This window comes from Janibacter sp. FSL W8-0316, from assembly GCF_038004165.1.
Lineage (GTDB): Bacteria > Actinomycetota > Actinomycetes > Actinomycetales > Dermatophilaceae > Janibacter > Janibacter indicus.
The window spans coordinates 1282133-1299207 of record NZ_JBBOQX010000001.1; the positions used below are offsets into that span (position 1 = coordinate 1282133).

Genomic DNA, 17075 nt, shown 5'->3' on the forward strand with positions numbered 1-17075 from the left:
TGCGAAGGGAGGTCAGCGGGCCTGGACGACCGGCACGTCGCGCACGGCGACGCGCGAGGGCAGCAGCGGCAGCGAGGCGGCCTGCGCCTCCTGCGCGCCGGGCGCGCTCAGGACGAGCGCCGCGGAGTGCACGCGGCCGCTCACCGGGCGCACCCACACGGCATCGGCCCGTCCCACCGGCAGCGCCTGGCTGCGGGCCTCGTCGAGGCTCACCTCCTCGGTGCTCACCTCACCGTCCCGGGAGACGAGCACCTCCACCTCGGCGGGACCGTCGGCCGCGGTCACCTCGACGAAGGTCCGTGCGTCGTCGGCGCTCGCGCTCGGCAGCGCCACCCCGGCCAGTCGCCCGATCGCGGGCGTGGCGACCGACCAGGCCATGTCGCTGCGCCCCTGCGTGCCCTCGGCCCGGGTCCAGGAGGCGGCGACGACGGGTTCGTCGGACTCGACGAGCCAGGAGCGCATGCCGTCGGAGGTCTCGAGGTCGACGTCGACGACCTCACCGGCCGGGACGGTGACGACCTCGGCGCTGCGGGCGGCATCCTCGCTCAGCCGGCGGACCTGGACGACGGCGTCGCGATCGCCGGGAGCCGCGATGACCAGACCGCGGTCGGAGCCGTTGGCATTGCCCGGGAGGACCAGGCGCGTGCCCGGCTGCGCGGTCGGGCCCACGACGTCGACCCCTGCCGGGGTCAGCCCGTCGAGATGCTGGTCGACGATCACCGGGGCCACGAGACCGCCGGTCGTCGTCACGTGCACGGCCTGCGGCGCCTCGGTGCCGCCGAGGCTGTCGAGCAGCACGGTGCTGCGGCCGCCGGCTGGCACGACCACCGAGCGGCCCTTGGCGTCGCCGCCGCCATCGGCACCGACGGCCTCGACCCGGGCGCTGACGGCATTGCCGCCCGGGTTGGTCAGGACGAGCCGCTCCTGCCGGCCGCGGTCGCCGCCGCCGGCGACGAGCCACGCATCGGCCGTGGGAGCGGCGCACGGGAGGGCGGCCAGACCCTGGACGTCCTCACCGGAGGCGGTGAAGGACTCGGTCGCGACGAGGCCCGGAGCCCGCTCGCCGGTGCCCCGCACGCGCACCGACTCGGCGCCGAGCTCGTCGCGCGACACCTGCGTCGGGCCGCTCTCCGAGGAGTCCTTGGGGTCGGTGGCGCTCGCCTTCGACAACTCCTCGACGGTGATCCGGCCCGGGTCGTCCGAGGGGCTGACGACACCGTCGAGCACCTCGCCGGGAGCGGCCATCGCGTCGATCGCCCCCGTGACGTCGACGGCCGGGGAGTCCTCTGCCCCACCCGCGAAGGGGTCTCCAGGGCAGTAGGAGGTCGTCAGGGTGGTCGCGGCGCTCGACGCGCCGTCCGGGGCGGAGGTCGCCTCGGGCGCGGCCCCGATGCGGTCGGCACCGACCACGCCGGCACCGGCGACGACCGCGACGGCGAGCACCCGCGAGACCGGGGTCAGCCAGGGGCGGGACGGCCTCATCGGGCGTCCTCCTCGTCGGGGTCGATCCGCCGCTCGGTCGGCAGGGCCAGGTAGAGGGCCAGGACGAGCGCGATCCCCTGCCCGAGCTTCCACCACGGGTGGCCGGCCCCGAAGGAGACGCTCACCTCATCGGTGCGCTCCGGCAGCTCGTAGGTCGGGACCGCGCTGTGCGTCTGGGCGGTGAGGAGGCGCCCGTCGGCGCGCACCTGCGCGCGGTCGCTCCAGTCGAGCGACTCGGCGATGGTGAGCGTGTCGGCCCGTGGGACGGAGACGTCGCCGTCGGTGTCGGCGTGCGGGCCCTCGACGGCGACGGCCTCGCTGGTCCGCTCGGTGGAGACCCGCACGCGCGAGGGCACGGAATCGCCGGTGAGGTCCGAGCGCACCGCCCAGGTCGTGGTCCCGGCGCTGGAGCCGAGTCGGCTCAAGCCCGGTGAGGCGTCGACGAGTCGGCGCCGGGCCTCGCTCGGGTCGACCACGACGAGGTGGGAGACGCCCTGCTCGGCGAGCACGTCGGCCGGCAGCCGCTGCCCCTCGCCGGCGCCGAGGAGCTGCGCGACGGCGGCCGCCACGTCCTCCTCGCCGGGCACGGGGGGCGAGCTCTCGGCCAGGTCGCGCACCAGGTCACCGGGCTCGGCCCCGACGAGGCGGTAGGTCACACCCTCGCCGGCGGCCTCGACGACGAGGGTCTTGGCGCCCAGATCCCCCTCGGCAGCGGCGGTCGCAACGAGCGGGCGCGGGTCGCGCCAGGTCGTCAGCCCGTCGCCGTAGGAGTGCTGGCCGACAACGACCCCGCTGCCGACGGCCGCCACGGTCAGGCCGACCGCCGGCACGAGGAGCCACAGTCGACGGCCGGCACCGCGCAGCCGGTCCGGCAGCGTGTCGGAGGCGAGCAGCACCGCGACGAGGGCACTGCCGACGAGCACGATCTGGCCGAGGCCAGCCCACGCGGTCACGGCGGCCCCCGGGTCCGCGGCACCGGCCGGACGGTGGCCGAGGACGAGGTGCGGCGCCCCGAGGGTCCAGGCCAGACCGACCAGACCGACTCCGGCGGCGACCCACGAGCCGGGGCGCCGGCCGGGCACGGCCAGGGCGAGGACCCCGAGGGCGAGGACCGCCGCGGTCCACCACGTCGTCGGGGCTCCACCGGGCAGCTGCCCCAGGGCGAGCCGGGTCGCGGGCGTCGCGATCTGCAGGTCGGTCAGGCCCCACCCGGTGAGCAGGCGGGCGGGCTGCGCCTGGAGCGCGAGCAGCCACGGCCCGGCGAGGACGAAGGGGGTGAGCGCGAGGGTGATCCCGCGGGCCCGACGGCGCGCGTCACCGACGAGGAGCAGACCGAGGCCGACGACGACCGTCACCACGCCGAAGACGGGGGCCACGGTCGCGAGCAGGGTCGCCCACAGCGCCGTGCGCACGGTGTCGCTGTAGGCGGTGTGACGGCGCGTCGCCCGCACGAGACCGGCGGCGATGCGCGGCAGCAGGACCAGCGCGAGGAGGGCACCGATCCTCCCTTCGCCCACGGCCAGCGCGGCCGGCGCGGTGGTCACCCACGCCAGGGCGGCCGCGGCACGCACCCACCGGTGCGTCGAGAAGGTGCGGCTGGCGCCCCAGGCGGTGGCCGCCGCGACCGGCAGGGCCGTGACGACGAGGAGGGCCAGGACGACACCGGCGGGCGAGTGGCTCGCGCCGAGGCCGGGGAGCCAGGAGACGAGCGCCGACAGCCCGGCGAGCACGACGAGAGCGGGGCTCTGCTCGCCCGCGGCCCCCCAGCCCTGACCGTGCCAGCCGGTCCACCAGGCGTCCCAGAGCTGGCCGGCGGTCGCGCGACCGCCGGGCAGCTCGCCGCCGACCAGACCCGAGTCGACGCGGTGGCGCAGCTCGCCGGTGATGTGGCGGGCCGACCACGCGGACAGCCCCGCGGCGAGCAGGACGAGCCACAGCAGCGGGTGGGCGAACCACCCTCCCCTGCGCTCGACCTCGAGGGAGCGGGCCTCGACGCCCGGATCGCGCCCGACGCCGCTGCGGGCGTCGTCGACGATCCGACGACGGGCGTCGGCGGGGGTGACGAAGAGCGCGTCGAGGTCGGCGCGCGCGACCTCGCGCGGGGCTCGCCCCCGCAGCCGGGACCGGAGGGTCCTCAGGTCGAGGGCGGCGGGGATGCTCGCGAGCTCGTCGGCCCCCATGCCGGGGCGCTTGAGGACGACGAGCGCCAGCCCCGTGACGAGGCTGCTCAGCAGGACCCACAGCGCGAGCAGTGGCGCGGTCGCCACGTGCGCCCGGGTCAGCGCGGCCCGGCGGGCCTGACGCCGGTGCTCGTGGGACGGGTGCCGCTCGGCCGCCGTGGGCCGCACCGCGACGGCGGCCGTGGGCACGACGACGACCCGGCGGCCGGCCCGCTGCGAGCGCCAGCCGAGGTCGAGGTCGCCACCGAAGTCGCCCAGGGAGGGGTCGTGCCCGTCGAGCCGCTCGTAGGTGTCACGGTCGATGAGCAGCCCCTCGAGGGGCGCGGCGATGGCGTCGACGTCGGCGTCGTGCTGGCCCTGGTCGGTCGTGCCGGCCTCGGGGTGGGGGACGATGCGGCCGGAGCGGGTCACCTGCAGGCCCATCCGCACGAGGCGGCTCGGGTCGCGCTCGTCGACGAGCTTGGGCGTGGCGAGACCGACACCCCGGCCGCTGGCGGCGACGAGACGACGCAGCGCCTGAGGGTGCGGTCGCGTGCGCGAGGTGAGGACCCACACGAGGTCGCGGCCCACGTCGGCGCGGGGCAACCGGTCGATCATCGCCGGCAGGATCCGGCGGACCCCGCGTCGGGGGCCGAGGGTCGTGGTGAGGACCTCGATGTCGGCCTCGCCGACCGGAGCGAGGAGGTCGCTCGTGTCGCCGAGTCCGTCGATCGCGCCGTCGACGAGGAGGATGCGGTCGGGCAGACGGTCCTGGGCGAGGAGGGCGCTCAGGACCTGCCCGGTCCCCTCACGGTCGCGCGCGACGACGACTGCGGTGACGGTCGCCGGGGGCGCCGTCGTCCGCCGAGAGGGTGTGGCGGTGGAACTCGCGGGGGTGGGCTGCGTCACGACCTCGCCGACAGTCAGACTGCGCGCTTTTTGAGCTTGCGTCGCTCGCGTTCGGACAGGCCACCCCAGATGCCGAAGCGCTCGTCGTGCTCGAGGGCGTACTCGAGGCACTCCTGTCGCACCTCGCACCCGACGCAGACCTTCTTGGCCTCGCGCGTGGATCCTCCCTTTTCGGGGAAGAACGCCTCGGGGTCCGTCTGGGCGCAGAGTGAACGCTCCTGCCAGGACAGCTCCGTGGATTCGTCGGCGAGTTCTCCACCGGTGATCAGCTGAAGTTCGTGCATGGTCCCTCCTCGACCTCGGCACTCGACCCTGTACTTCACGCCACACCGATGGTTCTTCGGCCTGACATGTCTGTAATTACATGCGTGTCATGCGTGCGTCGTCAAGCCGAGCAGGCTATGGAAGCGTCGAACGGTCCACTGGGGGGCGGCACTCCCTTCGTGGGCTGAGAGCATGTCCTCCATGCGCATCACCGTGATCTCCGGCGGCCCCGCCGGCTCCCGACTCGTCCGCGGCCTCGTCGACCACCCCGGGGACCCCGCCCCGGCACCCGAGGTCACCGTCATCGCCAACACCGGCGACGACATCTCCCTGTGGGGACTGCGGATCTCCCCGGAGATCGACGGGCTGCTCGCCAACCTCTCCCCCGACGACCCCGGCACGGCCGGCGCCGCCCCCTCCCTCGTCACCGACGAGCTGCACGCCCTCGGCGTCCAGCCCCAGTGGTACCCGGTCACCGACCGCGAGATCGGCACCCACCTGGCTCGGACCGCATGGCTCGGTCAGGGCGCCACGCCCAGCGAGGTCACCCAGCGCCTCGCCGAGCGCCGCGGCCTGCCGGCGAAGGGGGTCAGACTGCTCCCCATGAGCGACGTCCCCGTCGAGACCCACGTCGTCCTCGACGAGCAGGAGGAGCAGCGAGCCGTCCACGTCCAGCAGTGGCGCCACGAGCTCGGCTCCCCCGCCGCGACCCGCTTCGTCGTCGCGGGCATGGACCGCGCCGCGGCGGCCCCGGGCGTCCTCGACGCGATCCGTGAGGCCGACGTCGTCGTGCTCCCCGGGGGCGACCCGGTCCTGTCGATCGGCATCGTGCTCGGTGTCCCCGGCGTCCGCGATGCCCTCCGCGGCACCTCGGCGAAGATCGTCGGCATCACCCCGGACCTCACCGACCTCGGCCCCTCGCTGGCCGCCGTCGGCATCGACCCCACAGCCTCCGGTGTCGCCGGCCTCTACCGCGACCTGCGCGTCACCTGGCTGCCCACCGACGCCTCCCCCGCCGACGTCCTCGCCCACGCCTGACCCGCCGGCCAGCCGCCTCAGAAGCGCGTCGGCAGGTGGGTCGGCAGGGACCGTCGGGGGCCCCGGCGGGGACGGTGGCCGGCGGTGGCGGTGATGACCACCTGGGCGCGATAGCGCTGACCGGCATAGGGCTCGAGCAGCTCGGCCATGCGGGCGTCGTCGCCGACGACCCCGTCGAGCGCGAGCGTCACGTCCTTGGCGACGTGGTAGTCACCGAAGCTCGGTGAGTCGGCATCTCCCAGCGCCCGCTGGGCGACCTCGGCGGCGGTCCAGACACCGATGCCGGGGAGCGAGCGCATCCGCGCGTGCGCCTGCGCCAGCGTCAGGTCGGCGCAGGCGTCGAGCCGTCCGGCCACGCGCATCGCACCGACGACGACCCGCGACCGGGCACCGTCGACGCCCGCCCGCAGCCAGGCCCACGAGGGGATGTGGGCCCACTCGGCGGGCGTGGGCGGGCAGATCAGCCCGAGCTCCTCGCCGGGCCCCGGGGCGGGCGAGCCGTAGCGGCGCACGAGCTGGCGCTGGCTGCTGAAGGCCTCGCGCCCCGTGACCCGCTGCTCGAGCACGGAGCACACGAGCATCTGCGCGACGAGGCCGTTGGCAGGGACCCGCCAGCCGCGCATCCGCGGCCACCCGCGGGCGACGAGCTCGTGGTGCGGGACGAAGGTCTCGGGGTCGTCGCGGCCGCCGACGAGGTCAGGGAGCCGGTCGAGCATCCAGTCGCCACCGTCTCCCCACGCCGTGGCGACGACCTCGCTCCCTTCGGCCCTGAGGTGGAGGGTCACCGTGCCGGCCGGCGTGGTCCAGCCGAACCACCAGCCGTCACGGGCGCGGTGGCTCGTCGGGTCCCCGGCACCACGGACGAAGGGGGGCAGCACCAGCCCGAGGTCGACGGGCACCGGCGGGCGGTGGCGCCGGGTGATGGGTGCGGAGGTCACGCCGTCGATTGTGCCGCCGTACGGTGACAGGCATGCGACCGACGGAGCACGTGCTCGACATGTTTGCGGTCCCGGGCGACATCGAGCCCCTCACCGGCGGGCAGGGCGGCAGCGTCCGCGCCGGCGACCTCGTGCTCTCCCCCGGGCGTGGGCCACGGGTCCAGGACCTGCTCAGCCCGGTGCTCGCCCGGCTGGCGGTCGACCTCGACACGCGCCCCGGGCGCGACCATCGCGACCTGCGGATCGCGATGCCGGTGCCCGCACGCGACGGCAGCTGGGTCGTCGACGGCTGGGCCGCCTCGCGCTTCGAGCCCGGGACCCGACAGCTCACCGACCTCGCCGCGACCCGGGCCGTCGGCGCCGTGCTGCACGCGGAACTCGCTCGGGTCGTCGCCTCCTGGCCACCGGCGCAGGAGCCTCCGGTGGGGCGGTGGGCCGAGGCCGAGCGGGTGGCCTTCGGCGAGCGCCCGCTGCCTGCCGACGCCCTCGGGGCCGAGCGCGTCGACCTGCTCGCGCGTCTGGCCGCGGCACGCGACGACACCGACCTCGGGCCCGCCCAGCTCGTCCACGGCGACCTCGCCGGCAACATCCTGCTCGACCCTCGAGGTGCTCCGGTCGTCGTCGACCTCGCGCCGTACTGGCGGCCGGCCCTGTGGGCCGAGGCGACGGCAGTGCTCGACTGCGTCGTGGGCGGGCACGCGGACCCGCTCGTCATGCACGATTGGTCCGCCGGCCCGCACGGGCAGGCGATGCTGCGAGCGGCGATCTTCCGCGTCGTCAGCGACCACCCTGTGGACCTGCCCGCCTACGAGGCGGCACTCGCCCCGCTGCTGGCGCAGATGCGGCCCTGAGGCCTCAGCGCCTGCGGAAGGTCAGCAGGATGAAGGTGTAGTCGAGGTCGACCCTCGCCCAGTGGACCGGTCGCTCGCTGTGCGCCAGCGTCGCCTCGTCGATCGAGCCGACGAGCTCGAGGCCGTGGCGGTCGGCCATGGCCACGAGGTCACGGATCTCGTCCGGCGAGAAGATGTGGACCTGCGAGCCGTAGATCACCTTGCCCGTCGTGTCCGGCGGGTCCTGGTCGTAGTCCGTCGAGACGACGAGCACACCGCCGGGGCGCAGCAGGCGCGCCGACTCGGCGACGAAGCCCTCGAGCGGGACGCCGTGCTCGATGACCGACATGCAGGTGATGGCGTCGAGGTGCCCGGTCGGCAGGCCGGTGTCGGTGACGTCGCCGTAGCGGAAGACCACCCCGTCGCGGGTCACCTGCCGGCCGAACTCGAGGTTGATGCCGATGAGCGACCCGGGCGCGGCGCCGAAGCCGAAGAGGCGCAGCCACGGCAGCACCGGTGAGTAGCGGGCGCTGCCGGCGTCCATGACTCGCGCGCCACGGGTGCCGTCGTCGACGAGGTCGAGCACGGCGGCGACGGCCCCGAGGGCGTCCCAGTTCTTCGGCAGATCGCGGTGGAGCGGCAGGCGGAGCCGGCGTGCCTCCTCGGTGGCCCGCCGCCACGTCGCCTCGTCGGTGAGCACGCCGGTCGGGGGCACGCTCGTGGGGACGGGGCGGGCCCCCTTCGTGCGGGCCTCGAGGCGGCGCTGGAGGGCGACGCGGCCCCACAGCAGGTGCTCGGCACCCCGCTTGGCGAGGGCGAGCAGGCGGCCTCCGGGAGGAGCCGCGACCTGGCGGGTCGGCATCGGGTCGGTCATCAGCGATCTCCTTGCGGGGCGGCGCCCGGGCCGGCGGGCGAAGGGAGCAGGTCGTGCGTCTTCGCCCAGAGCCACCCGACGGCGGCCCAGACGACATCGGCCAGGACGGTGAGGAAGCGGGCCACGACGACGACCGCGGTCGCCGCCGAGATCGACATCGACGTGGCGAGCAGCAGGATCATCACGCCGTCGCGCACCCCCACGCCGGCCGGCACGACGATGCTGAACATGCCGATGCCGGCGGCGAGGAGATAGCCCGAGACGGCGACGAGCAGCAGGCGCGAGGCGTCGGCGTCGTCGGGTGCGAGGTTGCGTGCCATGACCCACACCGACAGCCCACCGACGAGCCAGGAGCTGGCGAACCACAGGCTCGACAGGCCGACGGCCGCGTAGGTGAGGTCGTGCTCGAGCGGGTCGCGGCGCAGCAGCCGCAGCATCGTGCGGATGCCGCGGTTGAGCACCGGCGGCCAGAGCAGCAGCCCGAGCACGCCGATGATGAGCACGAGCGACCACCACGGCACGACCGCGTCGCCGCGGGTGAGCAGCACGGGCAGCGCGGGCAGGCCGAGGATCATGCCGGTGAGCGCGGAGAGGGCGATCGTCAGCAGCCCGACGACCGCCGTGCGCCGCCGCGGTACGCCCAGCCGGTGGGCCATGTCGGTCTGCACGACGACCGACCACACCGACCCGGGCAGGTACTTGCCGAGCTGCCCCACGAAGAAGACCCCGCTCGCGGGCGCGATGTGCAGACGCGACCCGAGGTCGGCGAGGAGCACCCGCCAGCCGAGCACGGTGACGAAGGGCGAGAGCATCGCGAGCGCTGTGGCGGCGAGCAGGGTCACCGGGCCGATCCGCCCGAGGTCGCCGCGGACCTCCTCCCAGTTGGACCACAGCGCGATGCCGACGGCGACGAGGACGAGGACGAGGAAGCCGATGCGCAGCACGTCGAGGACCCGCTTGCGCCGGGTCCGCCGCGGCCTCCCGGGCGCTCCCGCCCCGACCCGGCTCATCGGCGCCGCAGCGTGAGCCGGACGAGCGCGTGGGCGGCGTCGGGGTCGGCACTCACCCGGGAGGCGTGCCGCAGCCGGGCCGTGAGGTCGCCGTCGACGTCGCCCACGAGCGCGAAGCCCGCGTCGGCCGCGCGGGCGACGACCGCCCGCAGGTCGGCCGCTCCCCCGATGACGTCCTCGCCCGTGCCCCCGACGGGGAGGGTGAGGCAGAGCAGCCCGCCGGACCGCAGGGCCCAGCCGGCCTGGGTGAGCGTCTCGTCGATGTCGGCGGCGGTCGCGTCGTCGGGGTGCAGCCGGGTGACGACGTCGAGGCTGGCGGTGTCGACGTCGAGCAGGGTCATCGACGAGCGGGCTCCGGTGAGCTCGACCTCGACGGGCACGTAGCCCGCGGCCCGGGCCCACCGGCCGAAGGGGGACCCGCTGCCGGAGGCGTCGATGATCAGTGCCTCACGCCGCCCGCCGTCGTCCTGCATCGCGACGAGCACCTCGAGCGCGCCGAGCGCCGCCCACTCGGCGAGCTCGTCACCGCCCCGGGGCAGCCCGAGGTCGCGCGCCAGCTCGCGGGCCCGCCGGGCCTCGTCGTCGTGGGCGAGGACGTCGGTGGCGCGCACCCACGCCGGGAAGTCGCTGCGGCTCAGCTCCAGCCGGGGGCGACGACGGTCACGGGCGACGCGGGCGAGGGCGACGACGTCCTCGGCCCGGTCGGCGATCCGCCCGAGTCGCGACTGGCGGCGCGCCGGCGCGGCGAGGGTCGGGTCGGCCAGGACGTCGCGGGTGCTCAGCGCCTCGAGGGTGCCGACGTAGCGGGCCCATGGCGCGTGCAGGTCGGGCGGCGTGACGCCCCCGCGGATGCGCGCGACCTCGTCGGGGTCGACGAGCCGCTGGAGCACCTCGACGATCGCGTCCTCGTCCTCGGGTGGCACGAGGTAGCCGTCGACGCCGTCGTGCACCTGGTCGCCGAAGGTCCCCACGTCGGAGGCGAGCACGGCCAGCCCGTGCTGGTGGGCGAGCAGGACGTTCTGGCTCGCGGTGGCGCTGCGGTAGGTCAGCGAGAGCACGTCGTGCTGGGCGAGCAGCGGCGCGATCCGCTCGGCGGGGACGTAGCCACTGTGGATCTCGACCCGGTCGCGCAGGCTGCGGTGCTCGGCGAGTCGGCGGATCTCGTCGCCGGCGTCGCCCCAGATCTCGCCGGCCACCGTGAGGGTCACGTCGGGCACCCGCAGCACCGCGCGCAGGAGCACGTCAATCCCCTTGTAGCCGCGCACGAGACCGAGGGCCAGGAGCCGGGCCGGGCCCCGGTGGTCCGGTCGCTCGGCGGGGTCGCCCCCGGGCAGGTGCGGCGGCAGGTCGGTGACGACGACGTGCTCGGCGTCGAGGTCGCGGGCCAGTCGCGACTGCTCGGCCGAGTGGACGACGACGGCGTCGACCCGGCGGAAGAAGGTGCGCATCAGGGCCGCGTCGCCGGGGTGCGGCTCGTGCGGCAGGACGTTGTGGGCGATGACGACGCTGCGCGGCCCGCGACCGCTCATGGCCGTGCGGCCGACGCCGGCGGCCCGCAGCAGCGTCAGGTGCAGCGGGACGACGGGCGGGATGACGTGGACGACGATGATGATGTCGACCTCGCGCAGCCGACGCCCGGCGCGCACCAGCGAGTCCGGCCGGGCCCAGGACAGCGCGCGGACGGTGCGCGGGAAGGGCGGCACGTCGGGGTCGCCGGAGCTCGGCACCGACTGCTCCCCCGGGTAGAAGAAGCTCGGGTAGAGGTGGCTCCAGGACACCAGGGTCACGTCGTGACCGGCCGCCTCGAGCTCGTGGGCGAGCGTCGTGGTGTGCGAGGCCACGCCGCCCTTGTAGGGGTGGGTCGGCCCGACGACCGCGATCTTCAACGTGGCGTCATCCATGTCGTGGGCAGCCTATGCGACGTCCGGCCGGCTCATCGGCCGACACGGCCGGTCCACACGGTGAGGCGAAGCGGGTCGAGTCGCTCCGGCCGTGTCTCCAGGACGTGCGGGTCCTCGGGGATCGTCGTGTCGAGCACCTCGCGCACGTCCCGGGCGCCGATGTCGGTGAGGCTCGAGCGCTCACGGTGTGCGACGAGCAGCACCCGGCCGCCGCGCGCCCGGACCCGCTCGTCGAGCCGCTCCGCCGCCGCCCGCACCCGGTCCGGGTCGTCCCGCAGCCGCCCGGTCGTGGCGACGGCGGGCACGCCGCACATGCCGCGGGTCACCTGGGTCCAGTGGTTGACCGCCCAGTCGTCGACGGCGAGGACGACGTCACCGGGCTCGAGGGCCCGGCAGTAGTCGGCCGCCGCGGCCAGTCCCCCGGCCTCGACACGCTCCGCACGGTGCGGCCAGGTCGCCAGCGTCGTCGGCACCGCCGTCACCGCGAGGAGCCCGGTGGCGACCACCCCGGCGGCGAGGGTGCCGTGACGACGACGAACCCACCGTCCGGCCCACGCCACGGCCGCGACGGCGAGCACGATGACGAGCGGCAGGGCGACGAGCAGTCGCCGGTCGGCCCACGGGTGGTCGGGCGTGATGCCCGGGCGCCACAGCGTGAGCAGGGTCGACCCGGTCGTCACGAAGAGCACGCCACCCCACGACGGGACGGGTCCCCCCTTCGTCCACCAGGTGCCGAGCGCGCGCCAGAGGAGCGCCAGCGCGACGAGGGCGACGACCAGTGCGGCTGGCCCCACCCACCAGGCGAGCCAGTCGACGGAGTGCTCGGCATAGGTGCGGCCGCCGTCGACCGGCAGGCCGAGCTCGGCCTGCATCCGGGCGACGTACATGGCTCCGGGGTCGCGAGGATCCTGCCGCACCGTCATCACCAGCGGTCGAAGGGAGAGCCCCACCCCGACGACGACCACGGCGACGGCGAGGCCGGCGGGCAGCCGCGACGCGAGCGCGGCGGGCAGGGACCAGCCGCGTCGCGAGCGCCGCAGCAGCCACCAGCAGACGAGCGACATGAGGACCACGAGAGCGACGAGCGGCACGAGGGAGGAGCCGATCTCGCCGAGGTAGCGCCAGCTCATGACCCCCGCGACGGCGAAGCCCGCCAGCGTGGTCGCCCCCGCGCCGACGAGCAGGCCGCGCGCCCAGCCGCGGCCACGGGCCAGCAGCAGGGCGGCGACCGGGACGAGCAGCATCGTCTCGCGCAGGGCGTCGATGCGCACGATCGAGGTGCCGCCGACGAGGGCGCCCGCGAGCAGCGCGGCCCCGGCCCACGTGCCGGCGCCCCCGCCCTCCGCGGGCCGGCGGTCCTCGGCGGCGCGCACGAGCAGGGTCAGGGCGAGGAAGCCGGCGGCGAGCGTCAGCCCGGCGAGGGGTTCGGAGTAGGTCGACCGGGCGGTGTGCAGCCACGGGAAGCAGGCGCCCACGAGGACCGCCGCCGGCGCGGCCGCCCACGGCGAGACGGTGCGGGCGACGAGCAGGCCGATCGCCAGCAGCGCGAGCCCGCCGAGGACCGCGGGGGCCCACAGCGTGGCCGTCGCGCCCCCGGCCCACCAGGGCAGCGAGTAGACGAGCGCCGGTCCGGGCATGAACTGCGGCTGCACGACCGGCTCCTGCGGCGACCCGGTCTCGTAGAAGGCAGGCGCCTCGAGGGTCAGGCCCTCCTCGGCGAGGGTCTCGGGTCCGCCGATCGTCTCGGCGTCGATCGCCACCGGCCGCACGCCGGTCTCGGCGACGTAGATCGTCGCCTGCAGATAGCTCGCCGAGTCGCGCCGAGGCAGCACCTGCTCGGAGTGCGTCAGGCCCGTCCAGACGGTCACCGCGAGGACGCCCACGACGAGCGCCGCCGCCGGCACGGGACGAAGGGGGGTCCCCCCGGGCCGCGGGAGGCGACCGGAGATGCGCCAGGCGAGTGCCGCCGCGATGACGGCGGTCAGCGCGCCGACGAGCGGCACCCAGGCGCCGACCCACGCGATGAGCGACCCGGCGAAGCCGAGGACGACGACCCACAGGGCCGCCGCGACGACGCATCGCTCGAGAGCCGGGGCGAGGCCACGCGGGGCGTGCGTCGACGGGTCCACGGCGGCCACGCTATCCGGCAGACGGACTCCCCCTTCGTAGGGTGGAGGCATGCCCACCCCTGCCGAGGTCCTGACGACGATCAACCGCACCGACTCCGCCGCCCCGCGGGTCACCTGCTACGACGACCTGCCGGGGCCGACGGCCGGCGAGCGGGTCGAGCTGTCCGGCCGCGTCCTCGGCACCTGGGTCAGCAAGGCGGCCAATGCCCTGCAGGAGGAGTGGGACCTCGAGCCCGGCTCCGTCGTCCACCTCGCCCTGCGCCCCCACTGGCGGCTGCTCTACTGGGCCTGGGCCGTCTGGTCGGTCGGCGCGGTCGTCGACCTCGACGGCGGCGCGGGGGCCGACCTCGTCGTCAGCGATGAACCCGAGCGGCTGCCCGACGACGGCCCCGCCGTCCTCGTCACCCGGGCCGCGCTGGCCCGACGGTCCGACCACGACCTGCCCGACGGGGTCATGGACGAGGCGGCCGACCTGTCGACCTTCGGCGACCTCTTCAGCCCGTGGGCCGAGCCCGAGGACGACGACATCGCGCTGCGCCTGGCGGGCGAGGAGACCCGCTACGGCGAGCTCGTCGACGTCGCGCGGGCCGGGGCCACGAGCCCGCCGGGCTCCCGGGTGCAGCTCGTCGACCCCTCCGCCGAGGCCCTGCTGCGCACCGCGCTGGCGGTGTGGGCCGACGGCGGCTCGCTCGTCGTGCACCTCGGCCAGACCGACGAGGCGACCCTCGACCGCCGGGCACGCACGGAGGGCGTCACCGCCTGAGCGGTCACGCCCTCCGTCGCGGGCCGTGCAGCCCCCGGACCCCTGCCCGGTCAGCCGCGGCGGGCGCGGACCTCGCGCTCCAAAGCCTGCCAGGTCACGGCACCGACATAGCCCGTGCGGGCCAGCCCGTGACGGCCCTGCAGCGCCCGCACCGCGTCCTGGGTCGCCGTGCCGAACTTCCCGTCGGCCTTGAGGCCGAGGTAGGTCTGCACGAGCTGCACCGGGTAGCCGGTCGACCCCGGCTTGAGCACCGTGCGGCGGTAGGCGAGGAAGGGGTAGTCCCGGGCCTCGAGCGCCGTCCACGTGCGGTCGTCGACGATGCCCGTCGCGGACAGCCCGGCCGAGCGCTGGAAGCTGCGCACCGCCTTGGCGGTGCCGCTGCCGTAGGCGCCGTCCACGGCGACGCCCCCGAGGGCACGCTGCAGCACCTTGACGGTCGCACCGCGCGCGCCGGTCGCCAGGACCGTCGAGCGCACCTTGTCGAACTCGGTCTTGGTGACGACGACGGCGCTGGACGGGGGCGCCGGCGCCTTGGGCGAGGCCACCGGCGGGTGGTCGTGCTCGGGCTTCGGCTTGGGCTTGGTGCCGTTCTTGACGTACGGCACGCCGGCGAGCGCCTTCCACACGTTCTGCGTGACGAAGCCGTCGACCCGCAGCTGCTTCTCCTTCTGGAAGGCACGCACCGCCTTGTCCGTCGCGGGACCGAAGGTGCCGTCGACCGAGATCTTCAGCGTGCGCTGGAGCGCCTTGACCGCCTCGCCGGTCGAGCCGAGACGCACCGAGGTCTTCATGTGCTTGGCCAGGTCGCCGCCCTGGTCGTCGCCGCGGGCCGGGATCTCGCCGAGCAGGACCATACGGTTCCACGTCGCCTCGTCGAGGACACCGGTGGCCGGGACGCCGTTCTTGCGCTGCCACGAGATGAGAGCCGACTTCGTCGCCGGGCCGAAGGCACCGTCGGCGGTGACGCCGATGACCTTCTGCGCCAGCTGCACATCCGGGCCGGAGGCCCCCTGCCGCAGCGTGGGGTAGGAGTCCGGGTCCGGGATCGGCACCGAGGGCCCACCGGGAGTGGTCGTCACGCCGGTCCACGCCTTGCCCGTCCACCACGACGTGCGCTGCATCGCGCCGTCCCAGCTGAAGGAGAAGTGGATGTGGTCGGTGTGCGGGCTGACGCCGTTGTAGGGGCGCCAGCCGGCGCTCATGTTGTAGGTGCCCCAGATCTGGCGGTTCCAGATGATGTACATGATCCCGAAGCGGCGCGCCATCGCCGCGGGTCGGCCCTCTGAGTCGGGGGCGAGCAGCCAGCTGATGACCCCGTCGGCGACGGCGCGCTCGTGCGAGTCGTAGGCATTGAGCATCCAGTCCAGGGCGCGACCCTCGGAGTGCTCGGTCAGCCCGTAGTTGCAGGCCCGGGAGATGCCGTAGTTGAACTCGCTGTAGTGGTTGGCCATGAGTCGGGCGAAGGCCGTGACGCCCGGCTTCGGGTCGGGGTCGCACACCGACTGCGGGATGTAGGGCGAGGCGACGTCCAGCTCCTTGGGCAGGTTCCGGTTCGTCGGCGGCTCGGGGACGGCGCTGGGCCGAGCGGCGGCGGTGCTGGCGAGGGGCAGGGTGAAGGCCGGGATGAGAGCAGCACCGACCAGGCGGACGGAACGTGACACGCGGAGGCTCCTTGGTGGGAAGCGGGCAGGGGGACCCGATGGGGCGGTGGCGATCCGTCGGTTCTCACCTGTCACAGCGATCCCAGACATCACGTCCAGCCACTCTTATTCCACGAGTCACACAGAACACGCCAGACCCATTGGGGTAATTACGTCCCTGTGGTTCACCGGCGGTTCCGGCCATTGCGCGAGGACGCGACCCGCGCGCAGGTGGCGAGTCACCCCCTTCGTCCCGGAGAGGTATGTGGCGGGGGCACACCGGTGCACCGTCGACGACCGTCTACCGTGGCCGTCATGGACAAGGTCGTCTCCTCATCTGCCGAGGCCGTCGCGGACATCCCCGACGGCGCCACCCTGGCGGTGGGCGGCTTCGGGCTCTGCGGGATCCCGAGCGTGCTCATCGCCGAGCTGCAGTCGACGGGGGTGCGTGACCTGGAGTGCATCTCCAACAACTGCGGCGTCGACGACTGGGGTCTGGGCCTGCTGCTCGCCGGCGGCCAGATCCGGCGGATGGTCTCCTCCTACGTCGGGGAGAACAAGGAGTTCGCCCGCCAGTACCTCTCTGGCGAGCTCGAGGTCGAGCTGACGCCGCAGGGCACCCTCGCAGAGAAGCTGCGTGCCGGCGGCGCCGGCATCGCCGGCTTCTGGACCCGCACCGGCGTCGGCACGCAGATCGCCGACGGTGGCCTGCCGTGGCGCTACGACGACGCCGGCAACATCGCGGTCGCCTCCCCCGCCAAGGAGACGCGCACCTTCGCCGTCGCCTCCCGCCAGGCCGACGGCACGACGGTGACCGAGGACCACGAGTTCGTCCTCGAGGAGGCCATCGCCACCGACTTCGCGCTCGTGCGCGCGTGGAGGGGCGACCGGCACGGCAACCTCGTGTTCCGCACCACCTCGCGCAACTTCAACCCCCTGTGCGCCATGGCCGGCCGCGTGACGATCGCCGAGGTCGAGGAGCTCGTCGAGCCCGGCGACCTCGACCCCGACGCGATCCACCTGCCGGGCATCTACGTCCAGCGCGTCGTCCCGCTCACCCCCGAGCAGGCCGCCGACAAGCGGATCGAGAAGCGCACCGTCACCCCCACGACCGACTCGACGAAGGCAGGTGCCTGAC

At 74.9% G+C, this 17075-nt stretch carries 13 protein-coding genes; 4 read left to right on the forward strand and 9 right to left on the reverse strand.

Annotation, left to right across the window (positions count from 1 at the left end):
• Positions 1-12: 12 nt before the first annotated feature.
• Genes NYE39_RS06315 through NYE39_RS06325 form a run of 3 tightly spaced genes read right to left on the reverse strand, consistent with a single transcriptional unit; the run spans position 13 to position 4834 of the window.
• Positions 13-1482, reverse strand: coding sequence for a DUF5719 family protein (locus tag NYE39_RS06315; RefSeq protein ID WP_341012143.1), 1470 nt, complete (start codon positions 1480-1482; stop codon positions 13-15).
• Positions 1479-4550, reverse strand: a complete 3072-nt coding sequence (locus tag NYE39_RS06320; protein WP_341012144.1) for a glycosyltransferase — start codon at positions 4548-4550, stop codon at positions 1479-1481. The genes NYE39_RS06315 and NYE39_RS06320 overlap by 4 nt, the downstream gene beginning before the upstream one ends.
• A 14-nt stretch (positions 4551-4564) precedes the next feature.
• Positions 4565-4834, reverse strand: a complete 270-nt coding sequence (locus NYE39_RS06325) for a WhiB family transcriptional regulator (RefSeq protein WP_072625172.1) — start codon at positions 4832-4834, stop codon at positions 4565-4567.
• 181 nt (positions 4835-5015) lie between these two features.
• Here NYE39_RS06325 and NYE39_RS06330 point away from each other — a divergent pair, with 181 nt between their 5' ends.
• Positions 5016-5852, forward strand: a complete 837-nt coding sequence (locus tag NYE39_RS06330) for a 2-phospho-L-lactate transferase CofD family protein (protein WP_341012145.1) — start codon at positions 5016-5018, stop codon at positions 5850-5852.
• A 17-nt stretch (positions 5853-5869) separates the two neighbouring features.
• Here NYE39_RS06330 and NYE39_RS06335 read toward each other — a convergent pair whose 3' ends face one another.
• Entirely contained in the window at positions 5870-6790 is a 921-nt protein-coding gene (locus tag NYE39_RS06335) for a DNA-3-methyladenine glycosylase family protein (RefSeq protein WP_341012146.1), read from the reverse strand.
• A 32-nt stretch (positions 6791-6822) separates the two neighbouring features.
• Here NYE39_RS06335 and NYE39_RS06340 point away from each other — a divergent pair, with 32 nt between their 5' ends.
• Positions 6823-7641, forward strand: a complete 819-nt coding sequence (locus tag NYE39_RS06340; protein ID WP_341012147.1) for an aminoglycoside phosphotransferase — start codon at positions 6823-6825, stop codon at positions 7639-7641.
• 4 nt (positions 7642-7645) lie between these two features.
• Here the strand turns inward: NYE39_RS06340 and NYE39_RS06345 are convergent, their stop codons facing one another.
• The 4 genes from NYE39_RS06345 to NYE39_RS06360 are packed head-to-tail and all read right to left on the reverse strand — an operon-like array spanning position 7646 to position 13534.
• Complete coding sequence (locus tag NYE39_RS06345; protein WP_341012148.1) at positions 7646-8494, reverse strand: methyltransferase domain-containing protein; 849 nt, start codon at positions 8492-8494, stop codon at positions 7646-7648.
• Complete coding sequence (locus NYE39_RS06350) at positions 8494-9504, reverse strand: lysylphosphatidylglycerol synthase domain-containing protein (protein WP_341012149.1); 1011 nt, start codon at positions 9502-9504, stop codon at positions 8494-8496. The genes NYE39_RS06345 and NYE39_RS06350 overlap by 1 nt, the downstream gene beginning before the upstream one ends.
• Positions 9501-11405: a glycosyltransferase family 4 protein gene (locus NYE39_RS06355; RefSeq protein WP_341012150.1), complete on the reverse strand. Its 1905-nt coding sequence runs from the start codon at positions 11403-11405 to the stop codon at positions 9501-9503. Before NYE39_RS06355 ends, NYE39_RS06350 begins: the two co-directional genes overlap by 4 nt.
• A gap of 32 nt (positions 11406-11437) precedes the next feature.
• Entirely contained in the window at positions 11438-13534 is a 2097-nt protein-coding gene (locus NYE39_RS06360; protein WP_341012151.1) for a PDZ domain-containing protein, read from the reverse strand.
• Positions 13535-13583: 49 nt separating this feature from the next.
• On the opposite strand from NYE39_RS06360, the gene NYE39_RS06365 reads away from it, so the two are divergent.
• A complete protein-coding gene (locus NYE39_RS06365; RefSeq protein ID WP_341012152.1) occupies positions 13584-14297 on the forward strand; it encodes a TIGR03089 family protein in 714 nt (237 codons plus the stop codon).
• A 50-nt stretch (positions 14298-14347) separates the two neighbouring features.
• Here NYE39_RS06365 and NYE39_RS06370 read toward each other — a convergent pair whose 3' ends face one another.
• Entirely contained in the window at positions 14348-15958 is a 1611-nt protein-coding gene (locus tag NYE39_RS06370; RefSeq protein ID WP_341012153.1) for a peptidoglycan-binding domain-containing protein, read from the reverse strand.
• A 294-nt stretch (positions 15959-16252) separates the two neighbouring features.
• Here NYE39_RS06370 and NYE39_RS06375 point away from each other — a divergent pair, with 294 nt between their 5' ends.
• On the forward strand, positions 16253-17074 hold the full coding sequence (locus tag NYE39_RS06375) for a CoA transferase subunit A (RefSeq protein WP_341012154.1): 822 nt from the start codon (positions 16253-16255) through the stop codon (positions 17072-17074).
• Position 17075 lies beyond the last annotated feature (1 nt).